The 12,849-nt window shown below is 61.1% G+C and carries 13 protein-coding genes; 9 read left to right on the top strand and 4 right to left on the bottom strand.

Annotated features, from left to right (window positions below; translation table 11 throughout):
• Positions 1-117: 117 nt before the first annotated feature.
• Both KCG87_RS19260 and KCG87_RS19255 read right to left on the bottom strand, forming a co-directional pair.
• Entirely contained in the window at positions 118-897 is a 780-nt protein-coding gene (locus KCG87_RS19260; protein WP_003226194.1) for an ABC transporter substrate-binding protein, read from the bottom strand.
• A gap of 317 nt (positions 898-1,214) precedes the next feature.
• Complete coding sequence (locus KCG87_RS19255) at positions 1,215-1,643, bottom strand: rhodanese-like domain-containing protein (protein WP_210558663.1); 429 nt, start codon at positions 1,641-1,643, stop codon at positions 1,215-1,217.
• Between the two features lie 102 nt (positions 1,644-1,745).
• Here KCG87_RS19255 and ftrA point away from each other — a divergent pair, with 102 nt between their 5' ends.
• On the top strand, positions 1,746-2,720 hold the full coding sequence (ftrA, locus tag KCG87_RS19250) for a transcriptional regulator FtrA (RefSeq protein ID WP_135296141.1): 975 nt from the start codon (positions 1,746-1,748) through the stop codon (positions 2,718-2,720).
• Between the two features lie 107 nt (positions 2,721-2,827).
• On the opposite strand, the gene cobF is transcribed toward ftrA, so the two are convergent.
• A complete protein-coding gene (gene cobF / locus KCG87_RS19245) occupies positions 2,828-3,583 on the bottom strand; it encodes a precorrin-6A synthase (deacetylating) (protein ID WP_135296142.1) in 756 nt (251 codons plus the stop codon).
• Positions 3,583-4,041, bottom strand: coding sequence for a histidine phosphatase family protein (locus KCG87_RS19240; protein ID WP_348983756.1), 459 nt, complete (start codon positions 4,039-4,041; stop codon positions 3,583-3,585). The genes cobF and KCG87_RS19240 overlap by 1 nt, the downstream gene beginning before the upstream one ends.
• A 445-nt stretch (positions 4,042-4,486) precedes the next feature.
• On the opposite strand from KCG87_RS19240, the gene KCG87_RS19235 reads away from it, so the two are divergent.
• From KCG87_RS19235 to KCG87_RS19200, 8 genes are all read left to right on the top strand, one after another.
• Positions 4,487-5,341: a MurR/RpiR family transcriptional regulator gene (locus tag KCG87_RS19235; protein ID WP_027611641.1), complete on the top strand. Its 855-nt coding sequence runs from the start codon at positions 4,487-4,489 to the stop codon at positions 5,339-5,341.
• A gap of 2 nt (positions 5,342-5,343) precedes the next feature.
• Positions 5,344-5,988 (top strand): isochorismatase family cysteine hydrolase, encoded by a 645-nt coding sequence (locus tag KCG87_RS19230; RefSeq protein WP_007968761.1) that lies wholly within the window; start codon positions 5,344-5,346, stop codon positions 5,986-5,988.
• Positions 5,985-7,316 (top strand): glutamine synthetase family protein, encoded by a 1,332-nt coding sequence (locus KCG87_RS19225; protein WP_210558661.1) that lies wholly within the window; start codon positions 5,985-5,987, stop codon positions 7,314-7,316. Before KCG87_RS19230 ends, KCG87_RS19225 begins: the two co-directional genes overlap by 4 nt.
• Positions 7,300-8,052 (top strand): N-formylglutamate amidohydrolase, encoded by a 753-nt coding sequence (locus KCG87_RS19220; RefSeq protein ID WP_097088806.1) that lies wholly within the window; start codon positions 7,300-7,302, stop codon positions 8,050-8,052. The genes KCG87_RS19225 and KCG87_RS19220 overlap by 17 nt, the downstream gene beginning before the upstream one ends.
• Before the next feature lie 85 nt (positions 8,053-8,137).
• Complete coding sequence (locus tag KCG87_RS19215) at positions 8,138-9,487, top strand: APC family permease (protein ID WP_210558660.1); 1,350 nt, start codon at positions 8,138-8,140, stop codon at positions 9,485-9,487.
• 118 nt (positions 9,488-9,605) lie between these two features.
• Positions 9,606-10,622 carry an arginine N-succinyltransferase gene (locus KCG87_RS19210; RefSeq protein WP_210558659.1) on the top strand — a complete coding sequence of 339 codons (1,017 nt, stop codon included), beginning with the start codon at positions 9,606-9,608 and terminating at the stop codon, positions 10,620-10,622.
• Positions 10,623-10,683: 61 nt separating this feature from the next.
• Positions 10,684-11,718, top strand: coding sequence for an arginine N-succinyltransferase (astA, locus tag KCG87_RS19205; protein WP_134786762.1), 1,035 nt, complete (start codon positions 10,684-10,686; stop codon positions 11,716-11,718).
• Positions 11,719-11,903: 185 nt separating this feature from the next.
• Complete coding sequence (locus KCG87_RS19200) at positions 11,904-12,773, top strand: oxaloacetate decarboxylase (protein ID WP_007968750.1); 870 nt, start codon at positions 11,904-11,906, stop codon at positions 12,771-12,773.
• Positions 12,774-12,849 lie beyond the last annotated feature (76 nt).

Below are 12,849 nucleotides of genomic sequence, written 5' to 3'. Positions count from 1 at the left end.
GCGGCTGAATGTTAAACCGCTATCGCGAGCAGGCTCACTCCTACAGGGTTCTCCTATGAATCAGAGCACAAAAAAAGTGGCCACCGCGCAAACGGGACCACTTTTTTCTACAGCGTATTAATGACCGTACACGTCAAAGTCGAAGTACTTGTCCTGGACTTTCTTGTACTCGCCATTGGCGCGGATTTCGGTGATGGCCTTGTTGAATTTCTCGGCCAGCTCGGTATCGCCCTTGCGTACGGCAATCCCGGCACCGCCGCCGAAGTACTTGGCGTCTTCGTAAGTCGGGCCGACGAATTCGAAACCTTTGCCGGCGTCGGTCTTCAGGAAACCGTCGCTGAGGTTGACCGAGTCGGCCAGCATCGCGTCAAGACGACCAGATTTCATATCCAGGTTGGCTTCCTGTTGCGAGCCATAGCGCACCACTTCAAACCCGGCGTCCTTGGCCATGTCGGTGGCATAGCGGTCGTGGGTACTGGCGCGCAGCACGCCGACTTTCTTGCCCTTGAGCTCGGTCAGCGGATCTTTGACACCGGAGCCTTCCTTCATCACGAAGCGCGCCGGGGTGTGGTAGTACTTGATGGTGAAATCGACGTTTTTCTTGCGGTCGTCAGTGATGGTCATCGAGGACAGGATCGCGTCGATCTTCTTCACTTTGAGTGCCGGGATCAGGCCGTCGAACTCCTGCTCGACCCACACGCATTTGACGTCCATCTGTTTGCACAGGGCATCGCCGATATCGACGTCGAACCCGGTGAGTTTGCCATCAGCGGTTTTCATCGAGAATGGCGGGTAAGCGGCTTCGATCCCCAGACGAATCGGTTTGGCGTCTTCGGCCACTGCGGTCAGGGACAACATCGACAGTGCCAGGGCACCGAACATCACTAGCTTCTTCATTTATTACTCCTGTGTGCGGAGGCTTTTATTGGCAGCTTTCGATTGGCGTTCGGTCATGGCCATTGAGCAGCAAAAACCGACGTGGCCGGCAGTCTATGGCGGCGCGCACAGGGCAAATTGTGTTTAGGCGACAAATACTTACAGAAAATCGGCGCACGCGTTGACCGGGATCAACGGTGCGCCGACATGGTGCAAAGGCTGTAGGACAAATCTTTGAAAACGACACAAATGGCCTTTGTAGGAGCTGCCGCAGGCTGCGATCTTTTGCTCTTTAAAAGTCAAAAGATCGCAGCCTGCGGCAGCTCCTACAAAAGCTTTCAGCATTCACATCCAATAGGCGCCTTGGCGGCTTGAGTAGCACTCAAGCTGAAGCCCTCATCCAGCCAGCCGGTCACGCCGCCGATCATCTCCTTGACCGGGTAACCCAACGCCGCCAGTTTCACCGCAGCCTTGTTGGCGCCGTTGCAGTGCGGGCCGGCGCAATAGACCACGAACAACGTGCTCGTCGAATACTCCACCAGGCCTTCGGCGGTCAGCAAGCGGGTCGGAATGTTGATCGCGCCCGGCACGTGACCGCGCTCGAACGCCAAAGGCCCGCGCACATCGACCAGGACAAAATCGACTTCACCGGCCTCCTGGCTGCCGTACACGTCAGAACAATCGGTTTCAAAGGTCAGACGGTTGCTGAAGTGCATCAGGGCAATCGCCGACGGTGCGGCAGGAATGTCGCGAACCAAGCTGGTCATGTTGTGTGGCTCCTTCATCTGTTGGGGTGTGAGCAGACTTTATCGGGCCGGCACTTGGCGCTACAGTGGCGCACAAGACACTCACCGGGAATTTTCCGCCAAATGCCTGACTCACCTGGATTGGTCGCGATTCTGGCCTACGATGGCCTCTGTACCTTCGAGTTCGGCATTGCCGTGGAGATTTTCGGCCTGCCCCGGCCGGAATTCGATTTCCCGTGGTACGAGCACTGCATCGTCGCCGTCGATCAAGGGCCGATGCGCGCCATGGGCGGGATTCACGTATTGGCCGACGGCGGCCTGGAGCTGCTGACGCAGGCGCGCACCATCATCATTCCCGGTTGGCGCGACCGCGAGGCCCCGGTGCCGCCGGCGCTGATCGACGCCTTGCGACAGGCCCACGCCCAGGGTGCGCGGTTGCTGTCAATTTGCTCAGGGGTGTTTGTGCTGGCCGCCAGTGGCTTGCTCGACGGCCACGGTGCGACCACCCACTGGCGCTACACCGATGAACTGGCGCGACGCTACCCGGCGATCGCGGTCAATCCGGATGTGCTTTACGTCGATTCCGGACAGTTGATCACCTCGGCGGGCAGCGCCGCCGGGATCGATGCCTGCCTGCATCTGCTGGCACGGGACTTCGGCACCCAGGTCGCCAATTCAGTGGCCCGGCGTCTGGTGATGTCGCCGCAACGCACTGGCGGTCAGGCACAGTTCATCCCCACGCCGGTCAGCGCGACGCCGCGAAACGACTTGTCGCGGGTGATGCAGTGGGCCCGCGAGCGCTTGCACCAACCGCTGGAAGTGCGCGATCTGGCCAGCGAAGCGGCGATGAGCGAGCGCACCTTTTTGCGCCGTTTCACCGAAGCCAGCGGACAATCGCCCAAAGCGTGGCTACAACACGAGCGACTGGCCCGGGCGCGGGAATTACTGGAGAGCAGCGTGCACAACACCGAGCAAATTGCCCTGCACTGCGGTTATCGCTCGGTGGAAAGTTTTCGCGTGGCGTTTCGCAGCGTGGTCGGGGTGCCGCCGTCGGTGTATCGGGAGCGGTTTGGGCGTGGGGTCAAGGCCATTTCTTGAGTTGACTGTGATGACCCCTTCGCGAGCAAGCTCGCTCCCACATTTGAAATGGGCCCCCCTGTGGGAGCGAGCTTGCTCGCGAAGAGGCCAGTCCAGCCACAATAAACCTACGGCTTACGCAACAGATAGGTATCCATGATCCACCCATGCTCGGCACGGGCTGCTTTGCGCACCCGCTCGATCTCGGCCGCCACATCCTTGAGCTTGCCACTGATCAGAATTTCATCCGGTGTGCCCAGGTAGGCTCCCCAATAAATCTCGGTCTGCTGATCCGCCACATGGTGGTAGGAATCTTCCGCATCGAGCATCACCACCAGGCTGTCCGTGTCACTCACCTGGCCCGCCGCCAGACGCCGGCCAGTGGTGATTTCAATTGACCGGCCAATGCTGTTCAACGGCACTTTATGCTGCGCCGCCAACGCCTGAACGCTGGTTATCCCGGGGATCACTTCAAACTCGAAAGCACAGCGACCTGACACCAGAATCGCCTGCAGGATACGAATCGTGCTGTCGTACAACGCCGGGTCGCCCCACACGAGGAATCCGCCGCACTGCTCGTCAGCCAATTCTTCATTGATCAGTTGTTCGAAGGTTTCTTGCTTGGCGCGATTCAGATCATCGACCGCGCGGGTGTAGTCCACGTCGCCGCGCGCGCGCTCGGGGCTGTGGGATTCGACGAAGCGATACGCAGGATCGGTGATGTAGCGCGCACAGATGTCGCGCCGCAGATCGATCAGTTTGTCCTTGCTCGGGCCTTTGTCCATCAGAAAGAACACGTCGACTTGATTCAGCGCCTTTACCGCCTGCATCGTGATGTAGTCGGGATTTCCGGCGCCGATGCCAATTACCAGCAGTCGTTTCATTACAGTGCTCCCGCAAGATCGATACCCGGCAAGCGTAGCCGCCAGATGCCGTTGAACCGCAGTTCAACCATGGACAACGGTTCAACATCAATGGCGTTGAACGCCGCGCCCTGTAACACCTGCATCAGTGCCGCACGCACCACAAACGGATGGGTGACGGCGACGATGTGCCCCGATGCGCCTTGCAGACTGGTCAGCCATGCCGCCACGCGTTCGCTCAACTGCATTACCGACTCGCCACCATGCGGTGCCGCCTGCGGATCATTGATCCACGCCTGCAAGGCCTCGGCCTCGCGCACTTGCAGATCCTTGATCGCTTGCCCGTGCCAGCGCCCCAAATCGCAATCGCGCAGCGCTTCGTCCACTTGCGGCGCCGCACCGAACCACTCGGCAGTCTCGCGCGTACGCAATTCCGGCCCGCACAACAAACGACTGGCACCGGTGAACTTCGCGGCCAACGCGCCGATCGCGAATGGCGAATTTTCAACAGGCTCGTTCGTAGGAAAGCGCGACAATTTCTGTGCGACGGTTCGCGCGTGGCAAATCAAAGTCAAACGGGTGGACTGCACAGGATTTCACTCGATAAGCATCAGCTGAATCGGCGGCAAATCGCCGGTCTTGTGGCAATTGTGCCGTAACCCGGTCGCTTCAGGGGATCTCGTGAACCTCCAGCCCAGTACTCTGAAGTAGAAAAAGCGGCAATGTCTGACACGCCTGGAGGCAATGGACTACAAGAGGCACAGACTTAGGTGTAGCCCTTGTTACTCAGGGTTGTGAGCTTATTTAAACGTCGAATCGCCAACGCTAAAAATTCACTAGACATGTAACCTGAGTTACATAAATACTGTTTTAACGGATTGTGAAACGAATTCAACACCCCCCCTTCATCCAGCAGGAGCCCGGATGCCCCCTCTCAGAGACTTGATCACCGACCCCGGCCTGGAACTGACGCCGTCGGAGCGCAAAGTGATTCGCGCCCTGCTCGACCAGTATCCACGCAACGGCTTGGGTCCGATGGCGCGTCTGGCCGAACACGCCGGCGTCAGCGATCCGACCATCGTGCGGCTGGTGAAGAAGCTCGGATTCGGCGGTTACGCCGAGTTTCAGGACGCCCTGCTCAGCGACATGGACCACCGCCTGCGTTCACCGCGCACCCTGTTGCAGCCGCGTTCGCACCTGAACAAGGACGATGCCTGGGGCCATTATCTGGCCGACAGCCAGCGTCTGCTGGTGGAAACCCAGGTTCTGACGCAACCCGAAGACGTGCGCATTCTGCTCGACTGGCTGCTCGATACCCGGCACCAGATCTACTGCTTCGGCGGGCGCTTCAGCAGCCTGATGGCCAACTACCTGCTCAATCACTTGCGCCTGCTGCGACCCGGCTGCTTTGCCCTGGAAGACAACGCGCAACTGCCCGACCGCCTGTTCGATCTGCAACGCCAGGACGTGGTGCTGCTGTTTGACTATCGGCGCTACCAGTCCCAGGCCCTGCGGGTTGCCTCGGCGGCGAAGAACAACAACGCGCGGGTGGTGTTGTTCACCGACATCTATGCCTCGCCGCTGCGCGAACTGGCGGACCTGATCATCAGCGCCCCGGTGGAATCGGCCTCGCCGTTCGACACCATGGTGCCGGCGCTGGCCCAGGTCGAGGCGCTGATTGCCTGCCTGACCCTGCGCAGCCCCGATCTGGCCGATCGCCTGGAAGGCATCGACGCCCTGCGCAACGACTTCAACACCCATCTGCTGGAGGATAAATAAGGATGTTCAGTCTTCCCCACCGCTCGCCGCGCGATTTGCCGTTCGTCACCGACCACACCGCATTGCTGCTTGTGGACATGCAGCGTGCCTGGCTCGAACCTCAGTTCGACCCGCACCTGAACGGCCCGGACGCCGAGTATTTCCTGACCCGCGCGCACATGCAGGTGGTGCCCAACCAGCGCCGTTTGCTCAGTGCCTTTCGCGAAGCGCGGCAGAACGTGCTGCACACGATTATCGAAAGCCTGACCGCCGACGGTCGCGACCGCTCGCTGGATCACAAACTGTCGGACATGCACCTGCCCAAGGGCAGCACCCAGGCGCGGATCATCGACGACCTGACCCCGGTGGAAAACGAGATCGTGTTGCCGAAAACCTCATCCGGGGTGTTCAACTCGACCAACATCGATTACGTGCTGCGCAACCTCGAAACCCGTCACCTGATCATCGCTGGCATCGTCACCGACCAGTGCGTCGACATGGCCGTGCGGGATGCCGCCGACCGTGGCTATCTGGTGACGCTGGTCGAAGACGCCTGCGCCACCTACACCCCGGCGCGGCATGACGCCTGCCTGAACGCGATCAAGGGTTACTGCTGGATCACTGACACACAAACCGTGCTCGGCCGCTTGCAGGAGATGCGTCCATGAGCGAGCGCCTGACGCCGTTGCCGATGACCACCATCGTCACCACCGACCTGATCGGCATCACCCGTGGCCGCTCGTTTCCCACCGATCAGCTGGAGCATTATCAAGCCGCCGGTTGCGGCTGGGTGCCGGCCAACAGTGCATTGACGCCCCAGGACATCATCGCCTCGACCAACCCATGGGGCGCTTATGGTGATTTGCGGTTGATTCCCGATTTGAGCAGCCGCGTGACGGTCGGTAATGGCCCGGACGCCGCAGCACCGGCGCTGGACTTTATCCACGGCGACATCCGCGAGACCGATGGCCGGCCGTGGAGCGCTTGCCCGCGCACACTGCTGCGCGATGAAATCGAGCGCTATCGCGACGACCTCGGTTTGCAGGTCAACGCGGCGTTCGAACACGAATTCAACCTGCATGCCGGTTTTGCCGAGCATCTGGCGTTTTCCCTCGAAGCCCAGCGTCAGGGTGCCGAGTTCGGCGGCTGGCTGCTCAGCGCGCTGCGCGCGGGTGGCGTTGAGCCGGAAATGTTCCTGCCCGAATACGGCAAGCACCAATACGAAATCACCTGCCGGCCGACCCTCGGCGTGGCGGCGGCGGATCGTGCGGTCAACGTGCGCGAAATCACCCGCGAAATCGCCCGGCAAATGGGCGTCGACGTCAGCTTCGCGCCGAAAACCAAGGCTGACGCGGTGTGCAACGGTGTGCACCTGCACATCAGCCTGCTCGACCTGCAAGGTCTGCCACTGCTCTACGACGCCGGCACCAGCAACGGTCTGTCGACCCTCGGCCAGCATTGGGCCGCCGGGATCCTGCATTACCTGCCGGCGCTGTGTGCGTTCACCGCGCCGACACCGGTGTCGTACGAGCGTTTGCAGCCACACCACTGGAGCGCGTCCTATGCGTGTCTGGGGCAGCAGAACCGTGAAGCGGCGCTGCGCATTTGTCCGACCGTGAGCCTGGGCGGCAAATCCGTGGCGGCGCAGTACAACCTGGAATTCCGCGCGATGGACGCCACCGCCTCGCCGCATCTGGCAATGGCCGCGCTGCTGATTGCCGGACGGCTGGGCATCGAACAGCGTCTGGCGCTGAACGCGATCACCGATGAAATTCCCGATTCACTCAACAACGAGCAACGCAAGGCCCGGGGCATTGTGGCCCTGCCCGCCTCGCTGGCCCAGGCGCTGGATTGCCTGCGTGACAGTGCAGCCTTCAATCAATGGCTGCCCAAGCCGTTGCTCGACACTTACCACGCCCTTAAAACCGAGGAACTGGCGCTGACGGAACAGCTCTCGCCCGCTGACCTGTGTGAGCACTATGCACGCCTGTACTGAATCCGCCGAGCTGGGGTTGTACACCCGCCCGGTCTACAACCTGAGCCGCGAAGATTCATCGCATCCGTTGATTCTGGTGTGCGAGCACGCCAGCCGCTACATCCCCGAGGCCCTGAACAATCTGGGCCTGGACGATGCCGCCGCGCGCGAACACATCGCCTGGGACATCGGCGCACTGCAACTGGCCGAAAAGCTCTCGGAGACACTCGGCGCGACACTGTTGAGCGCCAACTATTCACGGCTGCTGATCGACCTCAATCGGCCCCGGCATGCCCCCGACAGCATTCCGGCGCAGAGCGAGATTTATCAGGTGCCCGGTAACCGCGAGCTGGACGAAGCCACGCGCGAATACCGGCGCCAGACCCTGTTCAAACCGTTTCACGCCCGGCTGCAGACCCTGATCGACCAGCGCGTTGCACAAGGCCAGGCGGTGCGGGTAGTGGGGATTCACAGTTTTACCCCGGTGTATTACGGCCAGCCGCGCCCGCTGGAAGTCGGCGTGCTGTTCGGTCAGGCCGGCGCCTATGCGCAACGGGTGATCGATGGCCTCGGCCAGCACCCGCTGAACGTCGCGGGCAACCAGCCGTACCGGGTTGATCCGCTGGGTGACATGACCGTTCCGGTGCACGGCGATGCCCGGGGGCTGGAATCGGTGTTGATCGAAGTGCGCAACGATCTGCTGCGCAGCCCCGAAGCGGTATCGTTGTGGGCCGAGCGCCTGGCGCCGCTGCTGTAAAGAATGCTGCAAGACTGCTGACGCTGTAACGATGGATCGACATAACAACTAAAACGCTGGATAGGCTGACAAGGAGTTGCGCTTCATGGAAATAGAAGAGTTCGGCTACAAACAGGAGTTGAAACGTAGCCTGACACTGACCGACCTGGTGGTGTACGGGATGATCTTCATGATCCCCATCGCGCCCTTCGGCGTGTATGGCTACGTGAATGCCGAGGCGCCCGGGATGGTGCCGCTGGCCTACATCATCGGCATGATCGCGATGCTGTTTACCGCGCTGAGCTACGGCAGCATGGCCAAGGCGTTTCCGGTCGCAGGCTCGGTGTATTCCTACGCACAACGCGGCCTAAATCAACACGTCGGTTTCATCGCCGGCTGGCTGATGCTGCTCGACTACCTGCTGATTCCACCGCTGCTGTACGTCTACGCGGCGATGGCCCTGAACCATCTGTACCCGGACATTCCGAAGGTCGGCTTCATTCTGGCGTTTCTGGTCAGTGCAACCTTCGTCAACCTGCGCGGCATCACCTTTACCGCACGGATGAACATCATCTTCCTGCTGGCACAGCTGGTGGTGCTGGGAATCTTCCTGTTTTACGCCTGGAACGCCCTGCACAACGGCAGCGGCAACGGCGAGCTGACCCTGGCGCCGCTGTATCACCCGGAAACGTTCAACTTCGCCCTGCTGATGCAAGCGGTGTCGATTGCGGTGCTGTCGTTCCTTGGCTTCGATGCGATATCGACCCTCGCCGAAGAAATCAAAGGCGATCCGGGCCGCAGCGTCGGCCGCGCAGCACTGATCACTCTGGTGGTGATGGGCGTGATTTTCGTCGTACAGACCTGGATCGCCACCGATCTGGCCGCCGGCATGGGCTTCAAGTCCGCCGACACCGCGTTCTATGAAATCGCCGAAATCGCCGCTGGCAGCTGGCTGGCCACCCTGACCGGTGTGGCGACCGCGCTGGCCTGGGGTGTCGCAGTAGCGATCACCTCGCAAGCGGCAGTGTCGCGCCTGCTGTTCGGCATGGCCCGCGATGGCAAGTTGCCGAAAGTGCTGGCCAAGGTGCACCCGAAGCACAACACCCCGTACCTGAGCATTTATCTGGTGGCAGTGCTGTCGCTGGTGATCTGCTACCTGTTCATCAATTCGGTCGACACCCTGACTTCGCTGGTGAACTTCGGTGCCCTCAGCGGTTTCATGCTGCTGCACCTGACAGTGATCAACTACTACTGGCGTCGGCAGAAGTCCGGTCAGGTCGTGCGCCATCTGATCTGCCCGGTGATCGGCTTCATTATCGTCGCCGCCATCATGTACAACATGGGCGTCGATGCGCAGAAACTCGGTCTGATCTGGATCGCGCTGGGTCTGGTGTACCTGTTCTTCCTGAACAAGCTCGGCGCCAGCACCGCGCTGCCTGACCCGAGCAATGGCTGACAAGAAAAAGAGCGGCGTCTGACATCAAATCAGGCGACCGCCGCTTTAAAGCGTGGCAACCGACAGTGATAGTCAGGTTCGGTGGGATCACCGGACCCTTTGATACAGGAGTGCATCCATGCTGGTCTTACGCCCAGTCGAGACAACCGACCTGCCGCAATTGCAGCAGCTGGCCCGCAACAGCCTGGTCGGCGTCACGTCGCTGCCTGACGACAGCGAACGCCTGCGCGAAAAAATCGCCGGCTCCTGTGCCTCGTTCGACAACGACATTCAGGCGCAAGGCCCGGAGAACTACTTCTTCGTGCTGGAAGACCTCGACACTCAACGGCTGGTCGGTTGCTCGGAGATCCTCGCCACGGCCGGTTTCAACGAACCGTTCTACAGCTTGCGCAATCGCCACTTCACCAGTGCTTCGCGGGAACTGAACATCGAGCACGGGGTGCCGGCGTTGTCACTGTGTCACGACCTCAGCGGAAACACGCTATTGCGCGGGTTTCACATCGACAACGCACTGGTGCGCAGCGCCTTTTCCGAATTGCTGTCGCGGGCACGGCTGCTGTTCATCGCCGCTCACGCACAACGTTTCGCCGATGCGGTGATCACCGAAATCGTCGGCTATAGCGATGAGTACGGTCATTCGCCGTTCTGGGACGCACTGGGCAAACACTTCTTCGACCTGCCCTACGTCGAGGCCGAGCGCCTGTGCGGTCTGCAAAGCCGCACGTTTCTCGCCGAACTGATGCCGCAATACCCGATTTACGTACCGATGCTGCCTCCGGCAGCACAGGAGTGCATCGGCCGGATTCACCCGGACGGCCAGGAAGCGTTCGACATCCTCGAACGCGAAGGCTTTGAAACCAACAGCTACATCGACCTGTTCGACGCCGGTCCGACCCTGTATGCGCGCACCGCGAACATCCGTTCTATCGCCCACAGCAAGACAGCCAGCGTGCGCGAGCAGGCGCAGATCGACGCCCGCGGCCATTACCTGCTGAGCAACGACGCGCTGCATGGCTTCCGGGCCATCGTCGCCGAACTGGATTACCAGCCTGAGCAACCGCTGTCGCTGACGCCGGATCTGTGTGCCGCACTGAAGGTCACCGATGGCAGCACGATCAGGGTGACAGCCCTGTGAACCGCCACCGGCTGCACACCCAACGACAGTGCCCGAACCGGCGCGTACAAGGAGTTACCGCATGATCGTCCGTCCGGTCAAAGTCAGCGACCTGCCAGCACTGATGACTCTGGTGCAACAGGCCGGCCCGGGGTTCACCACCCTCCCGGCCAATGAGGATCGCCTCGCCCACCGGGTGCGTTGGGCCCAGCGCGCGTTTTCCGGACAAGTGGAACGGGCCGACGCCGATTATCTGTTCGTGCTTGAAGATGACGACCTGCGGGTGATCGGCGTCAGCGCCCTGACCGGCGCGGTAGGCTTGCGCGAGCCGTGGTACAACTACCGAGTCGGCCTGACCGTGAGTTCGGCACCGGATCTGGGCATTTCGCGGCAGATCCCCACGCTGTTTCTCAATAACGAGCTGACCGGCCAGTCGGAACTGTGTTCGCTGTTCCTTCAGCATGAGCAACGCCATGGCAACAATGGACGGCTGCTGTCGCTCGGGCGGCTGCTGTTCGTGGCCGAGTTTCCGCAACTGTTTGGCGAGAAGATGATCGCCGAACTGCGCGGCAGTGCCGATGAACTCGGTTGCTCGCCGTTCTGGGACAGTCTGGGCCGGCATTTCTTCCAGATGGACTTCAGCCATGCTGACCACTTGTCGGGTCTGGGCAACAAGTCGTTCATCGCCGAACTGATGCCGCGCCAGCCGTTGTACACCTGCATGCTCACCGAACAGGCACAGGCGGCCATCGGCCAGGCGCATCCCAATACCGAGCCCGCGCTGAAGATCCTGCGCGAAGAAGGATTTGTGCATAAGGGCTACATCGACATCTTCGACGGTGGCCCGGTGATCGAAGCACCGATCGGCAACATTCGTACCGTGCGCGACAGCCTGGCGCTGACCCTGAGTCTCGGCACGCCGGACGATCAGGCACCGTTGTGGCTGATCCACAACCGGCGCCTGGAGAACTGCCGCATCACCGTGGCCCCCGGTCGTCTGGTCGGCAATACCCTGGTGGTCGATCGCCTCACCGCCAAGCGCCTGCAACTGCAACCGGGCAATTCGGTGCGCGCCGTGCTGCTGCCCAGGCAACAGCAACAGGCGGTAGCGGCCTGATCTGCGGTTTAGCCAGTGAAAATCCGCTGACTGCCGATGAAACCTTTCAGCCGCTGGATCCTTCATCAACGCCTCACTCGCAAATTCGTCATGAACCTTGACCCATTCGCGTGATAGCCTTTTCATTCTTCGGCGTTGACACCTTTGCTCAAGCCGTTCCATTCCTTTGTATTGGTGGAACTCGTATGACCAGGCTTTCCCATCAAGATTTGCGCCGTAACTTCCGTCAATTGCTGGCTTCCGACACCTGCTACCACACCGCCTCGGTGTTCGACCCGATGTCCGCGCGCATTGCCGCAGACCTGGGTTTTGAGGTGGGGATCCTCGGCGGCTCCGTGGCCTCGTTGCAGGTGCTGGGCGCCCCCGACTTTGCCCTGATCACCCTCAGCGAATTCGCCGAACAGGCCACCCGCATCGGCCGCGTCGCCCAATTGCCAGTGATCGCCGACGCCGACCACGGTTACGGCAACGCCCTCAACGTGATGCGCACCATCGTCGAACTGGAACGCGCCGGCGTCGCCGCCCTGACCATCGAAGACACCCTGCTGCCGGCGCAATTCGGCCGTAAGTCCACCGACCTGATCTCGGTCGCCGAAGGCGTCGGCAAGATCCGCGCGGCGCTGGAAGCCCGGGTCGATTCGGAAATGGCAATCATCGCCCGCACCAATGCCGGCATTCTGCCGAATCAGGAAATCATCAGCCGCACCAAGCAGTATCAGGCCGCCGGTGCCGACGGCATCTGCATGGTCGGGGTGCAGGACTTCGATCAGCTCGAGCAAATCGCCGAACACCTGACGGTCCCGCTGATGCTGGTGACCTACGGCAACCCGGCGCTGCGCGACGACAAGCGCCTGGCCGAACTCGGGGTGCGCGTGACCATCGACGGCCACGGCGCCTACTTCGCCGCGATCAAGGCGACCTACGACAGCCTGCGCGAACAACGCCAGATCTTCACCCAGGCCTCGGACCTGAGCGCCACCGAGCTGACGCACACCTATACCCAGCCTGAGGATTACATTCTGTGGGCGAAGGAATACATGAGCGTCAAGGAATAAGCTGCGGTCAGGACTGGCCTCTTCGCGAGCAGGCTCGCTCCCACAGTGGATCTTCAGTGAGCACAGCATGGGTGTT

This window comes from Pseudomonas sp. MWU347 (genome assembly GCF_017947305.1).
GTDB lineage: Bacteria > Pseudomonadota > Gammaproteobacteria > Pseudomonadales > Pseudomonadaceae > Aquipseudomonas > Aquipseudomonas putida_A.
The sequence above is the reverse complement of the archived record's forward strand: the minus strand, read 5'-3'. Positions and strand labels throughout refer to the sequence as shown.

Bases quoted from the DNA above. Each gene is read 5' to 3' on its own strand.
- KCG87_RS19260 (WP_003226194.1), bottom strand. From the start codon at position 897: ATGAAGAAGCTAGTGATGTTCGGTGCCCTGGCACTGTCGATGTTGTCC.
- KCG87_RS19255 (WP_210558663.1), bottom strand. From the start codon at position 1,643: ATGACCAGCTTGGTTCGCGACATTCCTGCCGCACCGTCGGCGATTGCC.
- ftrA (WP_135296141.1), top strand. From the start codon at position 1,746: ATGCCTGACTCACCTGGATTGGTCGCGATTCTGGCCTACGATGGCCTC.
- cobF (WP_135296142.1), bottom strand. From the start codon at position 3,583: ATGAAACGACTGCTGGTAATTGGCATCGGCGCCGGAAATCCCGACTAC.
- KCG87_RS19235 (WP_027611641.1), top strand. From the start codon at position 4,487: ATGCCCCCTCTCAGAGACTTGATCACCGACCCCGGCCTGGAACTGACG.
- KCG87_RS19230 (WP_007968761.1), top strand. From the start codon at position 5,344: ATGTTCAGTCTTCCCCACCGCTCGCCGCGCGATTTGCCGTTCGTCACC.
- KCG87_RS19225 (WP_210558661.1), top strand. From the start codon at position 5,985: ATGAGCGAGCGCCTGACGCCGTTGCCGATGACCACCATCGTCACCACC.
- KCG87_RS19220 (WP_097088806.1), top strand. From the start codon at position 7,300: ATGCACGCCTGTACTGAATCCGCCGAGCTGGGGTTGTACACCCGCCCG.
- KCG87_RS19215 (WP_210558660.1), top strand. From the start codon at position 8,138: ATGGAAATAGAAGAGTTCGGCTACAAACAGGAGTTGAAACGTAGCCTG.
- KCG87_RS19210 (WP_210558659.1), top strand. From the start codon at position 9,606: ATGCTGGTCTTACGCCCAGTCGAGACAACCGACCTGCCGCAATTGCAG.
- astA (WP_134786762.1), top strand. From the start codon at position 10,684: ATGATCGTCCGTCCGGTCAAAGTCAGCGACCTGCCAGCACTGATGACT.
- KCG87_RS19200 (WP_007968750.1), top strand. From the start codon at position 11,904: ATGACCAGGCTTTCCCATCAAGATTTGCGCCGTAACTTCCGTCAATTG.